The organism is Nostoc spongiaeforme FACHB-130 (assembly GCF_014698475.1).
Lineage (GTDB): Bacteria > Cyanobacteriota > Cyanobacteriia > Cyanobacteriales > Nostocaceae > Nostoc_B > Nostoc_B spongiaeforme.
The window spans coordinates 1-17295 of record NZ_JACJTB010000025.1 but is presented as its reverse complement, the minus strand read 5'-3'; the positions used below and the strand labels follow the sequence as shown (position 1 = coordinate 17295).

13 protein-coding genes are annotated in these 17295 nt (G+C 42.7%); 2 read left to right on the top strand and 11 right to left on the bottom strand.

What is annotated here, in order from left to right; all coding sequences use genetic code 11:
* Positions 1–71: 71 nt before the first annotated feature.
* The 5 genes from H6G74_RS18145 to purE all read right to left on the bottom strand — a co-directional run bounded on the left by H6G74_RS18145 (position 72) and on the right by purE (position 6465).
* Complete coding sequence (locus H6G74_RS18145; RefSeq protein ID WP_190969000.1) at positions 72–890, bottom strand: SGNH/GDSL hydrolase family protein; 819 nt, start codon at positions 888–890, stop codon at positions 72–74.
* A gap of 323 nt (positions 891–1213) precedes the next feature.
* On the bottom strand, positions 1214–2632 hold the full coding sequence (locus H6G74_RS18140; protein WP_190969061.1) for an ammonium transporter: 1419 nt from the start codon (positions 2630–2632) through the stop codon (positions 1214–1216).
* A gap of 291 nt (positions 2633–2923) precedes the next feature.
* Positions 2924–3247, bottom strand: coding sequence for a YnfA family protein (locus H6G74_RS18135; RefSeq protein WP_190968999.1), 324 nt, complete (start codon positions 3245–3247; stop codon positions 2924–2926).
* Between the two features lie 221 nt (positions 3248–3468).
* Complete coding sequence (locus tag H6G74_RS18130) at positions 3469–5067, bottom strand: ammonium transporter (protein WP_190968998.1); 1599 nt, start codon at positions 5065–5067, stop codon at positions 3469–3471.
* Positions 5068–5946: 879 nt separating this feature from the next.
* Positions 5947–6465 carry a 5-(carboxyamino)imidazole ribonucleotide mutase gene (gene purE, locus H6G74_RS18125; RefSeq protein ID WP_190968997.1) on the bottom strand — a complete coding sequence of 173 codons (519 nt, stop codon included), beginning with the start codon at positions 6463–6465 and terminating at the stop codon, positions 5947–5949.
* 98 nt (positions 6466–6563) lie between these two features.
* Here purE and nagA point away from each other — a divergent pair, with 98 nt between their 5' ends.
* Entirely contained in the window at positions 6564–7733 is a 1170-nt protein-coding gene (gene nagA / locus H6G74_RS18120; protein ID WP_190968996.1) for an N-acetylglucosamine-6-phosphate deacetylase, read from the top strand.
* A 952-nt stretch (positions 7734–8685) separates the two neighbouring features.
* Here the strand turns inward: nagA and pstB are convergent.
* From pstB to pstS, 4 genes are all read right to left on the bottom strand, one after another.
* Positions 8686–9492 (bottom strand): phosphate ABC transporter ATP-binding protein PstB, encoded by an 807-nt coding sequence (gene pstB, locus H6G74_RS18115; RefSeq protein WP_062294424.1) that lies wholly within the window; start codon positions 9490–9492, stop codon positions 8686–8688.
* A 63-nt stretch (positions 9493–9555) separates the two neighbouring features.
* Complete coding sequence (gene pstA / locus H6G74_RS18110; RefSeq protein WP_190968995.1) at positions 9556–10437, bottom strand: phosphate ABC transporter permease PstA; 882 nt, start codon at positions 10435–10437, stop codon at positions 9556–9558.
* A gap of 21 nt (positions 10438–10458) precedes the next feature.
* The gene (gene pstC / locus H6G74_RS18105; RefSeq protein WP_190968994.1) at positions 10459–11409 is read right to left on the bottom strand and encodes a phosphate ABC transporter permease subunit PstC; all 951 of its coding nucleotides are present in this window, start codon (positions 11407–11409) and stop codon (positions 10459–10461) included.
* A 190-nt stretch (positions 11410–11599) separates the two neighbouring features.
* Positions 11600–12784, bottom strand: coding sequence for a phosphate ABC transporter substrate-binding protein PstS (pstS, locus tag H6G74_RS18100; RefSeq protein ID WP_190968993.1), 1185 nt, complete (start codon positions 12782–12784; stop codon positions 11600–11602).
* A gap of 208 nt (positions 12785–12992) precedes the next feature.
* Between pstS and cruG the strand changes: the two genes are divergently transcribed.
* Complete coding sequence (gene cruG, locus H6G74_RS18095) at positions 12993–14180, top strand: 2'-O-glycosyltransferase CruG (RefSeq protein ID WP_190968992.1); 1188 nt, start codon at positions 12993–12995, stop codon at positions 14178–14180.
* Between the two features lie 98 nt (positions 14181–14278).
* Here cruG and rnhA read toward each other — a convergent pair whose 3' ends face one another.
* Together rnhA and H6G74_RS18085 are read right to left on the bottom strand one after the other, a co-directional pair.
* Complete coding sequence (gene rnhA / locus H6G74_RS18090; RefSeq protein ID WP_190968991.1) at positions 14279–15187, bottom strand: ribonuclease HI; 909 nt, start codon at positions 15185–15187, stop codon at positions 14279–14281.
* A gap of 230 nt (positions 15188–15417) precedes the next feature.
* Positions 15418–16968, bottom strand: a complete 1551-nt coding sequence (locus H6G74_RS18085) for a YcjF family protein (RefSeq protein WP_190968990.1) — start codon at positions 16966–16968, stop codon at positions 15418–15420.
* Positions 16969–17295: the final 327 nt, after the last annotated feature.

Sequence of the window (17295 nt, the reverse complement as noted above, 5' to 3'; positions counted from 1 at the left end):
GAAGTGTAAAGTATGAAGTCTAAAATTTTCCTCCTTATCTCCCTTGTCCTCCTTGTCTCCCTTATCTTCTCCTACTCCCCACTCCCTGATTGAGTATAAATCTGCAATGCAGTACGCCAAACCAGGTAGCCGGCGGGACTGAGATGTAAACCATCTGTGGAAAGTTCCGGGCGGATATTACCTTGTTGATTAGCAAATAAGGAATATAAATCGAGATATTTTGCCTTACGTCTAGTGGCTATACGTTGTAATTGTTCATTTAATAAGCGAATGCGACTATTAGGAATAGTTAAAAGTTTGTCTCGTCCTTCCCAGGTGGCTTCTTCTGCGCCATGTGGCAAAATCGACTGAACAACTATTTTGGCTGTGGGATGAGTTTTGCGGAGGTATCTGATAATTTGCCGCAGATTCTCTAAAATCACTTCATCACTTTCTCCCCGAATGAGGTCATTAATGCCAATCATGACAAAAATCACCTCTGGTTTAGTGCTATCAAATATATCTAATCTTTTTAAGAGTCCTGTGCTGTTTTCGCCAGAAACTGCTTGATTTAGCCAATATCGATTTTCTGGTAATAATTCTGTGGGGAACCAGAGACTGATAGAGTCTCCCACCAAGATACTTAAATGCTCAGGATTTTTTTCAGTAGCAGCTTGAGCTTCTTGTTTAAGAATATCTAACCACTGTTGGTAATTAAGTTGATGATGACGGCCTAACTCTGGTGCGACAGTTTGGGATGTATTGATTGTTTGTTGTGACGGCGAACCACTAAAAACGGCGGTCAATCTCTGCTTTTGCAAAATTAGCAGGATGACCGCCAACATCAGTATGCCGTTGGTTGCCAACGATAACAACGCCCAAGTGGGGAAGGTTTTTGCAGAAGTGGTCACGACTAGCGAAATTTGCCAATAATTTGACTCAAATTTTACCCGCTAGTTCGCAAAAGTCACACTATCTTTAGTAATTACTTTTACATTGACCCTCCGAATTTTAGATTTTGGATTTTGGATTTTGGATTCTGGATTCTTTAGGGTACAAGCCCCACCCCGCAGAATTTTGGATTTTGGATTTTAAATTTTGGATTTAATCTAAAATCGCAAATCTAAAATCAAAAATTGTTTATCCCTTGTGGTCGGGTTCAATCCAAAATTGCAAATCTAAAATCCAAAATTGGTTGACCACTATCGGCAAAGATGAGCAAGCTACTGGGGAATTAGGTAATAGGTCTATCCCCACCAAATTCAGAGTTGTAACCTTCTTCACCGTGTTCGTTGATATCCAAACCTTGAATTTCCGCTTCTTCTTTAACACGCAGACCAACGGTAGCATCTATTACTTTGAGAATAATAAATGTACCAACTGCGGCGATCGCATAAGCCACTACGATTGCTGCTAGTTCTACTCCTAGTTCACCAAAGTTACCTTTGAGTACACCATCTTTACCTGCGGCATTAACCTGAGTTGTGGCAAAAATAGCAGTCAAGATTGCTCCAACTGTACCACCTACACCATGTACAGGATAAGTATCTAAGGCATCGTCAACTTGGAGTTTATGTTTAAAACTCACCGCATAGAAGCATACAGTAGCCGTAATAAAACCAATTAAAATCGATGCTAACGGAGTCACAAATCCGGCGGCGGGAGTAATACCCACCAGTCCTGCAACTGCACCTGTGGCTGCACCTACGGCTGTGGGTTTACCACGTAGAAATGCTTCTAAAATTAGCCACATCAAAGCACCAGCAGCAGCAGAGGTATTAGTAGCGACAAAGGCGGTAGTCGCTACGTTTGTCGCTACATCACCAGAAGTTCCACTAGCAATAGATAAAGCACTACCAGCATTGAAGCCAAACCAACCAAACCACAGCAAGCCAGCACCTAATAAGATAAAAGGTACGTTGTGAGGTGGACTGAGGCGGTCGGGGTGAGTTTTGCGGGGGCCGAGAACAATTGCAGCGACTAAGGCCGATACACCAGAACTAATGTGAACGACTGTACCACCAGCAAAGTCAAGAGCGCCTAAACCGCCATATAAGCCAAGAAAGCCGCCTTTAGCCCAAACCATGTGAGCCAAGGGGCTATAAATAAAGGTTGACCACAGTAAGACAAACAAACTGTAGGCGCGAAAACTCATCCGTTCGGCGATCGCACCAGAAATCAAAGCTGGGGTGATAATGGCAAACATGGCTTGATAAATCATGTATGCCTGATGGGGAATTGTCCCAGCATAAGAAACTACTTCTTGTGGTTCGGAACCTTGGAGATAATTTGTTGTTTCTAACCCAACACCGTTTAACCCCAGCCATTGTAAACCACCGATAATCGCGTTTCCGGGTGCAAATGCCAAGCTATAGCCCCACAACACCCAGGTAACACCCACAATCGCCATCAACACAAAGCTCATCATTAAGGTGTTGAGGATGTTGCGCGATCGCACAAATCCACCGTAAAAAAATGCTAATCCTGGTGTCATCAACAAAACTAGTGCTGATGATACCAGCATAAAAGCTGTATCTCCTGTATCAGCCGCAGGTGGTGTGGCTGCTGATGTTTGGGCGTAAGCACTACCTATGAGCGGCCATCCTAACAGAAATATGGAAAGAGCCGCGATCGTCAAAACTTTCTTGAACACTTGTTTCTGTCCCTTTTTCACATCAGTCATTTTTTTTGTATACTTAATTACATTTCATGCTTTTTTATCATTGGTTTTTGTCGTGAAAGATACCCAACAGCATTGATTTTTGAAAGATTAACAAAAATATAATCCTTGTGATAGTTGCTCAGATATTAATTAATGTGTATCTATAAAATTTTTATATTATTGTTCTAGTCACCTTATTTCTGTAAGGGTTTTAAAAACGCTGTAGTTTGAGTTAGCATCTTCACCACATAATTAGTGATCAATTCACAAGAGAAATTGCACTTAGTTCCGGGGTGCAAACATGATAATTAGAACACTAAGTAATGCGACACAAGTACCAATCAGGTCATAAGTATCGGGTGTAACTTTATCTACTCGCCAACCCCAAAGCATTGCCATTACAATAAACACGCCACCATAAGCCGCATAAACTCGCCCAAAATTTGCAGGTTGAAAAGTAGAAATTACACCATATAAAACTAAAGTAATTCCACCCAAAATTCCTAACCAAAATGACTGGCCTTGTCTCAACCACAACCAGATGAGATAACAGCCTCCTAGTTCAAATAAACCAGTCCAAACAAAGTATATTAGAGATTTAATCATTATCCAAAACTCAAATATTAAGCTGTAACCCTTAATTTATATGAACAACAAAGACAAGGAAGACAGGGTAGACAAGGGAGAGAGATTTTAGGATTGCTATATTATCTATCACCTGTAACCTGTAATCTGTAACCTATGACCTGCATCATGAATAAAAAAACCGCCTGCTAAAAAGTTAGAGGCGGATAGTTAGTCAGCAATAAGATGAGAAATCTAGAGACTTACAAGGTACTTGGTAAATCACCACCTGATGAAATTTCTCCAGAACTTGTCCCTTCCGAAAAGCCACTAGGACTAGCTTCTTTCAAAAATCCACTGTAAGCTTCCATACCGTGTTCACCGATATCTAAGCCTTCTAATTCTTCTTCTCTGGTAACTCTAATACCTAAAGTTGCTTTCAGCACTAACCAGAAAATGGTGCTAAGAAGAACAGTCATTCCCCCAACAGCAAGAATACCAATTATCTGGGGAATTAATGTGCCGAAACCACCACCAGCGAATAAACCATGTGGCCCGACTGGTTTACCTGCTAAGTCAACCATCCAAGGATAACCACCAGGGCCGACGGAAAATAAACCAACGCAAAGAGTTCCCCAAATACCACAAACAAGGTGAACTGAAGTAGCACCTACTGGGTCATCAATACCGAGTTTGTCAAAAAATGGCACAGAGAAAACTACTAAAATACCAGCAATCAAGCCAATAACAATAGAACTAGGAATGCTGACGTAAGCGCAAGATGCTGTAATACCCACCAAACCAGCCAAGATTCCGTTAATAATCATCGACAAGTCTGGCTTACCCAAGTACACCCAAGCCACAACAGTAGCAGCAATTCCACCAACTGCACCCGCCATGTTGGTTGTCAAAGCAATGTGAGTAATTGCGTTAGGATCAGCAGCCATCACAGAACCAGGGTTAAAACCAAACCAACCCAACCACAAAATCAAACAACCCAAAGTGGCAATACTCATATTATGGCCAGGAAGCGCCACTGCTTGCTTATCTTGATATTTCCCAATGCGTGGCCCCAAAAATGCGGCTCCCATCAATGCGGCCCAGCCACCAACTGAGTGAACAACAGTAGAACCAGCAAAATCCCAAAAGCCCATATCTGCCAGCCAGCCAGCGCCCCAAATCCAATGTCCAGTGATGGGGTAGGCAATACCAACAAGTAATAAGCTGAAAATTAAGAAGTCTACAAACTTAATTCGTTCTGCGACAGCTCCAGACACAATTGTGGCGGCGGTTCCAGCAAACACTAGCTGGAATAAGAACTTGGCAGCTAAAGGAACGCCTGTCCAATTCAGGGCGCTAAATACTCCTTTATAAGCATCCCCAGTAGCAGGGCTGTTATCACCTGGTAAGAAAAAGCCACTGAGTCCAATGAAATCATTGCCATCGCCAAACATTAAACCAAAACCGATCGCCCAAAATGCTACGGTCGATAAGGCAAATACAATTAAGTTTTTGGCGAGAACGTTAACGGCATTTTTTTGACGGCAAAACCCGGTTTCTAACATACAGAAACCAGCGTTCATAAAGAATACTAAAAAGGCAGCGATCGCCACCCATAATGTATCAAGTGCAATTTTTAAATCTGCTGTTGTTGGCCCCGCAGGCGCTGGAGTTTGGGCGACCGCTACATAACTCCATCCCAAAACAATTAAACAAGCCAAAGGTAAACAAGCTCGCCAACTGGGAGACAGCCGCTTAATTGCTAAATTTAACTGCTTGACCTTTGAGTTAAATCCTGTGCTTTTAGCATAATTTCTGGCCGATGATCGCCTGATTTTTATTTTTGATTTTTGTCTTTGCATGAGCTTTGAACCTCACCCTCCAAACTGTCCTGAAAGGAAAAACATCTAGAGCAAAAAAACTAATACTCTCAGTCAAAAGCAGTGGTTTTTGATCCGAATCTTTAAACCACTTGTTTCCACGCCAGAAAGCCAAACAACCCAAGCATGAGTTTAGAAATTTTTCTAAACTCATTGTAAATATTTTTTGCTGTTATCCTTAAGAAATTATTATGTATTATCCGCAACCGTCAAGTGTTCTTCACCTAATCTTTAATCTTGAATTATCATGTTTGACGTGCTTAATTGCTGGCAATTGTCAACACAATGGTTACCAGAAAATATGCCTACATTAACACACCATTCGCATAATACATTCTGATAATGGTGACTATACTAATGTGAAGTTCTCAAAAATCACATAACAGAAATTCTGCAAACGCTACTTGTTCTAAACATTGGTTAACTCACAAATAAATTTGATTGATTTTCTATTTATCAAAATTGCAATTCTGTATATTTAGATACTGTTTATTTAAGTTTGTGTTTTTTACTACGCTAAAAGAAATGAAAGGAAAAACCACATCCTTTACAGGGATTGGATTTATCCTCTCCGATCAAGAAAATCCTCGAATAATATTAAATTTTTATAAAAAAAATTAATTGATTGTTACTTACTCAGTGGAGTGACAATCATCACTGAAGAGGCAGGGGGAGGAAGGCAAGAGCAGGGGAGCAAGGGGGAGAATATTTCCCCAATTCCTCCTGCACCCTGCACAAGAGCTAGGTCTACACAGAAATATTGGGTTGGTAAACTGCTAGGGCGTTCATTTGGGCAGAATACAAGCTCCGTCTCAGACTATCCCCCTTGCTCCCTGCTCCCCTGCCTCTTTTGACCTGCGGTTAAAGTTCTTCTTTGAGATATTGTTCATAACCTAGTTGTGCTAATTTTGCTTGCTTGTTCATCACCAATTCCGAGAGAGATTGGCGGTATTCCTGTACTTTGGCGAATAACTCTGGTTGGTGAGTAGCCAAAATCTGCACAGCTAACAGCCCAGCATTCTTCGCATTCCCAATGGCGACTGTGGCCACGGGGATACCGGCTGGCATTTGGACAATAGAGTATAAAGAATCAACGCCTTGCAAATTGCGGGTAGCCACAGGTACACCAATTACAGGTAGGGGTGTGAGAGAGGCTACCATTCCGGGGAGATGAGCCGCACCACCAGCACCAGCGATAATGACCTTAATACCTCGTTCATGGGCAGTTTGGGCATACTGAACCATACGTTCTGGGGTACGGTGGGCAGAAACTATAGCTACTTCCGTTTCTATACCAAACTCTGTGCAAACTGCGATCGCATCTTTCATAGTGGGCAAATCAGAGTCGCTGCCCATGATAATACCGACAAGGGGAGACATAGAATTTTTGATTTTTGATTTGGGATTTTCGATTAAAGGCTGATTGCGAGATTTACAATCGTGTCAGACTTAGACTTAGCTACTTTCAGTCCAAGGTGATGACCCAAGCAACACACAAACCCATCGCTTCAAATGTAGATATTATCAATGCGCGTGTACCTGGTTATCAAGATTTACAGATGCTCTTAGTGAATCACGAAGGTGTGATTGAACAAATCTTGCCAATGGGTACGGTATTCAAACGAATTCCACCACCGGATTTACAAACATGGGATGTAGCTGGTGATTGGATTTCATTAGGCGGTGTTGATTTACAGATTAATGGGGCGCTAGGCTTGGCGTTTACCGAATTAACACCAGAAAACGCGGCAATGTTGCCGAAAATTTCGCAATATTTGTGGGATGCTGGTGTGGATGCTTATTTACCAACCTTAGTCACCACTTCCATCGAAAATATTCAGCGATCGCTGAATATTATTGCTGATTTTGCGTCTCGTTCCACAACTGGGGCGAAAATTCTCGGTGTACATCTAGAAGGACCATTTTTGAATTATGGTAAGCGTGGCGCACATCCAGCCGAATATCTCTTACCTCTGACAATTGAGGAAGTCAAACGGGTGTTAGGCGATTATACCTCGATTGTCAAAATTATTACCCTAGCACCAGAATTAGATCCTGGCGGTGAAGTCATAGCATATTTGCGTTCTTTGGATATCACCGTCAGTTTAGGACATTCTCAGGCAACTGCCGACCAAGCCCAACAAGCTTTTGATTTGGGTGCAACGATGGTAACTCATGCCTTTAACGCCATGCCACCTTTACATCACCGCGAACCGGGATTATTAGGGGCTGCGATTACCAATTCCAATGTTATGTGTGGTTTGATTGCCGATGGGCAACATGTCGCACCGACAATGCTAAAAATTCTCTTGCGGGCGACTCAAGAACTATTCTTAGTCAGTGATGCCCTAGCACCTCTGGGGCTACCTGATGGGATATATCCTTGGGATAGCCGCCACATAGAAGTTAAAAATGGTACAGCCAGGTTACTAGATGGCACATTGACAGGCACGACTTTGCCGTTATTCGTGGGAGTACAGAACTTATTGAAATGGGGAATCTGTGATGTAGAAAGAGCGATCGCTTTAGCTACTAATGCCCCCAGAAAAGCCATGAATTTGCCTGTAATTTCTCCAGGGCAACCTGCTAATTTATTACGCTGGCATTGGGATGAAACTACCAAAGAACTAACTTGGCAGCGATTATAGGTAGAGGCAAACGACAGCAGAATTGTAGATTTTGAATTGGTTATAGAGGTAGTCAGAAAGCTTGAGCGCCGGGAATAATAAAACTTTTACCTCCTGCCTCCTGCCTCAACCGCGTAGCGGTAAGTCAAAAGGCAAAAGTCAAAAGGAAAAATGAAGAATACTTTTGACTTTTGGTTTTTTACTTTTGACTTCTCCGGCTTTGCCGGAGTGCCTCCTGCCATAACTACTCCCATAAAAAAAGAGTGGGAGGAGGCATACCAATCGCCTAATTCTCCCACTCAACATTTGCTGCTGTAGCGTCCAGGATAATGTATGAACATTGCCTTTTTATTTAGGGGGCTAAGTTGTGCGAAAATGGCAATGTCTACACATTTTTAACCCTGGTTGCAGCAAATGTGAAGCCTGATTGATTAATGTAGATTTTGCAAATTAATTATCTATAATTTGCTATTAAATATATATAATAATCAACAGTAAAATCGGTGGTTCATTTGCTAGGTAGACCCTGATAACAAAACCCTTGAAGTCGTTTATCTTTCATAAATTTAGCGCAGTTAATGGGGGTTATGTTGCCAGTTTGGCAGGTTTTTCGGCATTATCTAAAAACGTTGAGTGTTGCTCACCCCAAAGCAGTACATATCAACTTTCCTGTTGAGTCAGAATCAAAGTTTATGGCAACCCTACTGGGAATCAAAAACGTGATCGCCACATTTGAGATACTTTATTAAAAGTATGTAATAGCCTACTAAACACAGTTGATAATATCAACAGACGATAAAATTGATACTTCAAACGGCTTTTTAATTCAAGGGGCGACAATCGATGTTTCGCGCAAAGGCGCAAAGGCGCGAAACAAAAAACATCCCTCTAATCAGCAACGCCAAAAATAAAATTAGATATGCACTGCATACCTAATTCTGGATTTGAAAAATATTAAGTTGACTGACAATAATTAACCAAATCTACCGCTGACGTAATCGCGGGTATCTTCTTGCTGAGGATTATTGAAAATTACTTCTGTTGCGTCATATTCTACGAGATAACCGATACGACCGCCTGATTCTGTAGGACGTACATTGAAAAAGGCTGTTTTATCAGAAACCCGCGCCGCTTGCTGCATATTGTGAGTAACAATCACAATTGTATATTGCTCTTTCAGTTCATGAATTAGCTCTTCAACCCGCAATGTAGAGATAGGATCAAGCGCCGAACATGGTTCATCCATTAAGATGATTTCTGGTTGAACTGCGATCGCTCTGGCAATACACAATCTTTGTTGTTGTCCACCAGACAAAGATAAACCACTTTGACGGAGCTTATCTTTAACTTCATCCCACAAAGCTGCTTGGCGCAAACTCCGTTCGACCAGCTCATCCATGTTACCTTTGTAGCCATTAATTTTGGCACCAAAAGTAATATTGTCATAAATTGATTTGGGGAATGGGTTTGGTCTTTGAAACACCATCCCGATGCGGCGACGCACTTCTACCGGGTCAATATCAGGTGCGTATAAGTTTTTACCGTAATAAAAAACCTTTCCTTCGGCTCTAAATGAATCAATTAAGTCGTTGAGACGGTTATAGCATCTGAGCAATGTACTTTTACCACAGCCAGAAGGGCCAATAAAGGCTGTCACCTTATTTCTGGGGATATCTAGCCAAATATTCTGTAATGCTAAGTACTTGCCGTAATAAACGTTCAGATTTTCTGTGCGTAATACGGTATCTGTGCTATTTGCTGTGCTAATGTTAGTAGCCATAAAAGGTCTAGTGTAAGTTTTGGGACGGCAATGTAACTTGCTGTATATTTGATGTATAATTAGCTAGGCTTTTTGGCGAGTTGCCCAGCGAGCAATAATACTGGTGATTAGAACCATTAACACCAATATTAAAGATGCTGCCCAAGCTAACGACTGCCAATTTTTAAACGGAGAAATGGCAAAGTTAAAAACCAACACAGCTAGAGAAGCTGTAGGTTGAAACAAGCTATTTGGCCAGAAAGTGGAAAATAAAGCTGTGAATATCAAAGGAGCAGTTTCACCTGCGGCTCTGGCGATCGCTAGAGTTGATCCAGTTACAATAGCTGGTAATGCCGCAGGCAGTACGACCTGTGTAACAGTTTGAAAGTTAGTCGCACCTAAACCTACAGATGCTTGTCGTAAATCCTGCGATACTAACTGTAAAGCTTCATCAGTTGTTTTCACAATGATTGGCAACATCAAAATCGCCAATGCAAATCCTCCGCCAATTGCCGAATATGAGCCTAAATTCAGCCTTACTAAAGTTAAAACTACAATTCCATAAGCGAATACCCCAGCAATAATCGAAGGTACTCCACTCAAGACGTTCGTAGCAAAACGTACCCACCTAGCTATTTTACCAGAACTAAACTCAGTTAGATAGATAGCAGCTATCACACCAAAAGGAATACTGATTAAAGCTGCAATTCCTACCATTAGCAAAGTCCCCACAATCGCATTCCCAAAACCACCACCTGGACGCAGAGGCGCAGGTGGCAGTTCTGTAAATATGCTGAAGTTGAGACTACTAAATCCTCGAATTAAAACGTAAGACAGTACTGCTACTAAAGGCACTAGTGCCAAAACTCCGCAGAGAATTGCCACCCCAGTCATCACTGTATTAAACAGTGTCCGAGGAGACATAGAACTACGAGTTAAACTTCTTTCTTGATAATGAGAAGTCATAAAATTAACCCACAACTAAATCTACACTCGCTTGACTCGGAGAACAATAAACTCTGCCAAAATATTGACAATCAAAGTTAAGACAAATAAAACTAAAGCAGCATACATTAAAGCTGCAACCTGTAAACCACTAGCTTCTGCAAACTGATTGGCTAACAAAGAAGAAATCGTATTGGCTGGTGCGAATAGCGATGCACTAATTTTGTTGGAGTTACCAATCAACATCGTCACCGCCATCGTCTCTCCCATTGCCCGACCGAGTGCTAACATCACAGCACTGACAATTCCCGAAAAAGCCGCAGGGATCAAAACTTGAAAAATTGTTTCCCACCGTGTTGCACCCAAACCGATTGATGCTTGGCGTAAACTGGGTGGTACAGAAATCAAAGCATCTCTAGAAATTGCAGTGATAATTGGCAAAGTCATAATTGCCAAGATGATCCCTGCTGGAAACATTCCTGGCCCTGTAGGAGAAGTACTAAACAGTGGTATCCAACCAAAGTAAGCATTCAGCCATTTACCAATATTGTTTAGAATCGGGATTAGGACAAAAATTCCCCAGACTCCATAAACAACACTAGGAATTGCTGCTAGCAGTTCTACCAAGAACACCAGCACAACTTTAGCTTGGGAGGGCAGAAAATTTTCACTCAACAAAACCGCAGTCCCAACGCCAATTGGTACTGCAATTAGTAACCCAATCAAAGAACTAATTATAGTTCCATAAACTTGAGGTAGTACCCCATACTCATCATTAACTGGGTTCCAAGTACTTTGTGCTAAAAAGCCAACACCAAACTTTTGAATAGCTGGCCAAGCACCAATGGCAACCTGTATCGCAATCCATAATAAAGTTGCGGCAACTGCTAGAGCAAAAACCCTAGTCAGTAAAATAAAACCTCGGTCTAAAGACCTACCGAGTTCGGAACGCTCTTTAACTGCTGATGGCAAATTTTGAGAATTTGTAGCCATGAATACTGACTTGATAGATTAAATCAGAGAAAAATGTGAGAACAAACCAGCTAAGTCAAAGTGCCACTACAGCGTGTTGAAAAACTGAGACATCAATAAGTCATAAAGAATCAAAAATTCTTGACCTTAAAATTAATTCAAGCAATTTTGGACTTAGAGATGCCTCACCACGATTAGTGATTTTTGAACACTATTTGCTAGCACTAGTGCCACTACCAGTAACGGCAATTGTGTAGTCTGGGCTAATTTGGTCAGCCGCAGTTGCTACTTTTTGTACAACGTTTTGTGGTAGAGGCACATAACCTAATTCTGGAGCTAATTTCTGACCTTCCGTTAAACCATACTCAATCATCGCTTCGACTGCTTTGGCTTTAGCAGGATCAGAATATTTCTTGTAAGCCAAAATCCAAGAGTAGGTAACTATTGGATAAGAATCTGCACCTTCTGGGTCGGTAATAAAGGCACGCAAGTTTTCAGGTAGAGTGACTGATTCTAAAGTTTTTGCTGCTGATTCGTCTGTAGGTACAACAAATTTGCCACCTTTGTTTTCTAAAGCAGCATATTTGAGTTGATTTTGTTTTGCGTAACCATACTCAACGTAACCAATAGAGCCTTGAGTTTGCTGAATTTGGGCGGTTACACCTTCATTACCTTTACCGCCAACGCCGACTGGCCAGTTAACGGTTTTGCCATCACCAACTTTACTTTTCCATTCCGGACTGATGGTGCTGAGATGTTGGGTAAATACGCCTGTAGTACCACTACCATCAGAGCGATGTACAACTGTAATTGCTTGGTCAGGTAATTTAGCTTCTGGGTTAGCTGCTTTAATCTTGGGGTCGTTCCAGGTTTTGATTTTGCCTAGTAAGATATCGGTGTAAACTGCCCGTGGTAATTTGAGTTCAGCCACATCTGGCAAGTTGTATGCAAGAACAATGCTACCTGCTGTCATTGGTAACAAAATTACGCCTTTATCTTGAGGCACTTTCTTCATTTCGTCATCTTTCATTGCCACATCGCTGGCACCAAAATCAACAGTACCTTTGATGAACTGCTCAACCCCAGCACCACTACCTACAGACTGATAGTTAACTTGTAAATTGGGGTATTTTTTGTTTAACTCAGTGAACCAACTTGTATACAGTGGAGCTGGGAAAGAAGCTCCTGCACCTGTTAATGCAACGTTACCACCAAGATCCAATTTAGCTGGGCTGGAGGCTGTAGCATCTTGAGCAGTGCCAGTGGGTGCATCCTTGGTAGCAGAACTGTCAGAGCCTTGCTGTCCGCCACAAGCAGCTAGACTTAATGTCAGTAATAACACTGCTGTTGAAGAGGCTAATCGGTTATTTTTTATTGCATTTAGTCGTGAGCGCATCGGTGTTAATTTTCAGTAACTTTCCAGGTAAGCGCCTCTACGATAATCCTAATACAGAGATGTATAGGTAAACGAAAGGTTAAGAACAAGAAAAAAAGTGTATTATTTTAACTAAATTTTACAATTCTCTCACTTTGTGAATTGATAAAATTTATACTTTACTTTGTTTGAAGTTACAGATGAGCCTGAGTACAGCTAATACAGATTTATGAACAACGCTTTGACAGTAGAAAGCGTTATACCGCTTATATTGCTACTTATTCAATTACCAGCCACAGCAATTTTGCTATCGCGTCTCTTGAAGGGTCCGGGAAGATTACCGCCAATTCAGCCCCAACAGCCTACACCAGACATTTTTGGTAATGTCAGCGTTGTGATTCCGACATTAAACGAAGCTGGTCGCATCTCTCCTTTATTATCGGGCTTGAGTCAGCAAAGTTACGAAGTGAGAGAAATTATTGTTGTAGACAGTAATTCCCAAGATGGAACTCCTGATTTAGTCAAAGCTTTACAGCAAAAAGATCCCCGCTTTCATGTGATGACAGATGATCCCCTACCAGCTAATTGGGTGGGTCGTCCTTGGGCTTTACACAATGGCTTTTTGCATAGTTCTGAGGATAGTGAGTGGTTTTTGGGGATGGATGCAGATACTCAACCACATCCAGGTTTGGTGGCGGGTTTAGTCAAAACTGCCGTCGCCCAAGGTTATGATTTAGTTTCCCTCTCACCCCAGTTCATTCTTCAGTATCCTGGTGAGTGTTTATTGCAACCAGCTTTATTGATGACATTGCTGTATCGCTTCGACCCGGCAGGAATTAGAACTGAACAACCAGAAAGGGTTATGGCTAATGGTCAATGCTTTTTGTGTCGTCGTTCTGTGTTAGCGGCTGTGGGTGGCTATAGCAGTGCTAGTAGTTCTTTTTGTGATGATGTGACTTTGGCACGGTATATTGCGGCACAAGGATATAAAGTAGGCTTTTTAGATGGCGCAAAGGTGCTGAAGGTGCGAATGTATGAGGGGGCGCTGGAAACTTGGAAGGAATGGGGACGCAGCCTTGACCTTAAAGACGCATCAAATTCTGGGCAAATTTGGGGAGATTTATGGCTACTTTCGGCAGTTCAGGGTTTACCCTTGCTAATTTTACTAACTTACTTGATTGTTCTGCCTACACCTGTCTCGCTGCCGCAGATTTTATTGCTGGGGTTGAATGGATTTTTGCTGCTGATTCGCTTTGCTATGTTACTAGCGATCGCACCTTCCTATGATCGCAAAACCGCTAAAGGTGGCTGGTTATTTTGGCTGTCTCCTTTAGCCGATCCCATCGCTGTCTTACGCATCTTCTTATCTGCATCCCGCACGCCTAAAGAATGGCGGGGACGGAAGTATGGTGATTAAGGGAGTTGGGAGTGGTGAGTGAGGGTAGACAAGGTAGAGTGGAGTGCTGAGTGGTAAAGAATTTCATACTCTACTCCCGACTCCCCATTCCCTATTCCCTATTCCTCTTCACCTCCCACACGATCGCCGCGTTCTAACTCCCAGAGAATTTGATTACCTTCGCGGCGGACTCTTGACACAATCCAGTTCCGCCAGCGCCATTGATCCCCGCGACTAGTGACGGCGCTGGCGTGGACATCCATTAAGTCTGCTAATTCAGAACTAGTAATTAGATAGCCTTTTTCAGCAATTTCATCAGCGATGCGGAGAGTTTCAACTAAGTTGCGGAGTTGTTCGACCCTGATTCCAGGCGTTGTTGTGTCAATTGCGGCCGCATTCTGTGCGGTGGATGGTTCCATAGCTGTTATTTCTGATGCAGATGTAATGGGTTCCGATTTTTCTTTGTTAATTATTGTCGAGTTTGCCTTATATTGAGAAACTTCCGCTACATTTAGTTCATTAGAACTAGGTAAAGTTTTGTGAGCATTTGTAGAAGATAATTCTTTGAGTGCAGGGACTTTACCAACAGCAAAACTCCGGGCGATCGCATCACAGCGTTCGTTACCGACGTTACCAGCATGACCACGAACATGCTGCCAAGTAATTTGACGGGTATTTAATTCATCTAAAATTTCTAAAAGGTCTTGATTTTGTACAGGATTACCATCAGCTTTTTTCCAGCCTTTTTTTTTCCAGTTTTTCACCCATTTGGTAACACAGTTGATGAGATATTCGCTATCGGTATAAAGGGTGATGGGTTGGGATTGCTTTGAGGTATGGAAATATTTTAAGGCGGCGATCGCAGCTTGCATCTCCATTTTATTATTTGTTGTATGGGAGGCTGCATCACCCATTTCGTGAACTGAGCCATCGTGGAAATAAACTACAACACCCCAACCCCCAGGGCCAGGATTCCCAGTACAAGCGCCATCAGTATATATACTTTGAATTATGCTTTGGCTAGACATGATAAAGATATTGAAACCGCATGGTTACGTAGAGGTGAAAAAAATTTAGCGGCAAAAGATGGGTAGCAATATATATGTTACTGATGGAAAAAGCAAGTATTTGTTTGAAAGGGCTGGGGGAGATAAGGGGGACAAGGGAGACACGGGGGACACGGGAGACACGGGAAGGGAGCAATCTTTCTACCGTGTCTACCCCCTCTCCCTTGTCCAATCCAACTCAGCACTCAGCACTACTGACTTTCTTCATCTTGATCAAGGGCTTCTACTTTGTCTTGTAAAGGTTTAACAACTCTGGCGATCGCTTCTTGAATAAAAGCTTTAATAAACTCATCGCGGCGGTTCATTTGAAACTGACGCTGTACTACCTCAGTCATACCGCCGTCGCCCCAATCTTGATCATGGCGAAAATACTCAATAAAACTTTTGCCGGCAATGCGGGTTAAATATGCGGCTGTTACGCCTTGAATGGCTCTGCCAATAATAAATGTGGCAACATTCAGTTGCAAAGCTGTCGAGACTAATTGAATCGCGCCTTTAACTATCCCTAAACTAGCAATAGTTTTTGCTAAAGATAAAGCCAACTCCCGTCCCCGTTCCATGTTCAACTCGCAGCCGTAGACTCTGCCAATTTCTACAACCATTTGGGCGTTGACGGCGGCTGTCGCCAATAAATCTACAACTGGTAAGGGTGTAACGGAAACGACACCAGCCCCAATCCATTGAAATCGCTCAACAATTTTATCGGCTTGGCGACGACGCTGGGCATCGATGAGTTTACGTGCTTCTTCACCCAGGCGTAATGATTGCAGCAAAATGTTATCCGCAACTAAATCCTCGCCCTCAGCCCGCAGTACAGCAGCCATCCGCCGCAGCAGTGGGACAATATCTGGTTCTGGTTGATAAAGTTCCCCTGTTTCTAATTGTGCCGATTGGGGGTTAGCCGCGATCGCCACCACATCGTGAGCGGAAATAAAACCCCGGACTCGTTCACGTAACCGCGCCAAAATTACTTCTTGATTTTCATCTGTATACAGGTCAGTTTTATTCAGAATTAACAGCGATCGCTTGCCAATTTCTGCTAAACCCCGCAATGGTTCATATTCTGAGCGACGCAGGTCATTATCCACCACAAATAACAATAAATCTGCGGCTGTCGCCAGTTCTCGCGCTAACTGTTCCCTTTCTGTACCTGCGACTCCTGCTTCTAAAATTCCCGGTGTGTCGGTAATTAAAATTTTGCGGTCTAATCCCTTTAACCGCAGACAATAAGTTTCGCCGACTGTGGTAGTCCCCATTGGCGCATTGACTTGACCCACCATCCGCCCCATAATCGCATTCACCAAGGAAGTTTTACCGGCACTTCCTGTACCGAACACCACAACTTGAATTTCACCCCTTGCTAAATTAGCTTCAATTTCCCGCGATCGGCTTAATAAAGCTTGTCGGGCAACTTCATCTTGTATTTGCGACACTTGTTGGCGCACAGCTTGGAGTGTGGAGGAAGCTGCATCAGATTTCGCCGCCGGGATTTGGGCTGCTGTCACCCGCCTGCGTTTTTGGCGAGAACGTTTTTCTCCAGCCTGAAGCACCAAAACGTAATAAACAAACGCCGCCACTAATCCACCAATCAAGACAACTAGCAGCAACAGCAGCAAATTTCCGAGCAATGGCGAATAAGACAATTGCCAATAAAGGCGCGATAGGGAATCTATCAGCCATAGGCTCATTGCCAAAATGACAATTAGACCAACAATTAGCGTTACTATGCGCGATAAAGGCATGGGTAGCGGTAGTTAGTATTCAAGAGGCACTTTTTTAATAGTAGAACTGATGGCGTGGGGAGTGGGGAGTTGGGAGTTGGGAGTTGGGAGTTGGGAGAGACAAGGTAGAGGGGGGAGTGGGCGGAGACAAGGTAGAAATTTTGCTTCCGTGTCTCCCTTGTCCCCCGTGTCTTCCGTGTCCTCCTTGTCCCCCTCGTCCCCCAGCCCCCTACCTCTGACAGGTGTAGGTTTTTTACAAAGGTGTGAGTAGTCAATCACTCTCGACAGAAAATAAAAGCAGAATCATAGAGTGAAACAGAGGCTCAAATGCTAAAAAATGAGTACCTC

Excerpts from the sequence above, each read along its gene's own strand:
- rnhA (WP_190968991.1), bottom strand. The coding sequence starts at position 15,187 with ATGTCTAGCCAAAGCATAATTCAAAGTATATATACTGATGGCGCTTGT.
- H6G74_RS18130 (WP_190968998.1), bottom strand. The coding sequence starts at position 5,067 with ATGCAAAGACAAAAATCAAAAATAAAAATCAGGCGATCATCGGCCAGA.
- H6G74_RS18135 (WP_190968999.1), bottom strand. The coding sequence starts at position 3,247 with ATGATTAAATCTCTAATATACTTTGTTTGGACTGGTTTATTTGAACTA.
- nagA (WP_190968996.1), top strand. The coding sequence starts at position 6,564 with ATGACCCAAGCAACACACAAACCCATCGCTTCAAATGTAGATATTATC.
- purE (WP_190968997.1), bottom strand. The coding sequence starts at position 6,465 with ATGTCTCCCCTTGTCGGTATTATCATGGGCAGCGACTCTGATTTGCCC.
- H6G74_RS18085 (WP_190968990.1), bottom strand. The coding sequence starts at position 16,968 with ATGCCTTTATCGCGCATAGTAACGCTAATTGTTGGTCTAATTGTCATT.
- pstS (WP_190968993.1), bottom strand. The coding sequence starts at position 12,784 with ATGCGCTCACGACTAAATGCAATAAAAAATAACCGATTAGCCTCTTCA.
- pstA (WP_190968995.1), bottom strand. The coding sequence starts at position 10,437 with ATGACTTCTCATTATCAAGAAAGAAGTTTAACTCGTAGTTCTATGTCT.
- cruG (WP_190968992.1), top strand. The coding sequence starts at position 12,993 with ATGAACAACGCTTTGACAGTAGAAAGCGTTATACCGCTTATATTGCTA.
- pstB (WP_062294424.1), bottom strand. The coding sequence starts at position 9,492 with ATGGCTACTAACATTAGCACAGCAAATAGCACAGATACCGTATTACGC.
- pstC (WP_190968994.1), bottom strand. The coding sequence starts at position 11,409 with ATGGCTACAAATTCTCAAAATTTGCCATCAGCAGTTAAAGAGCGTTCC.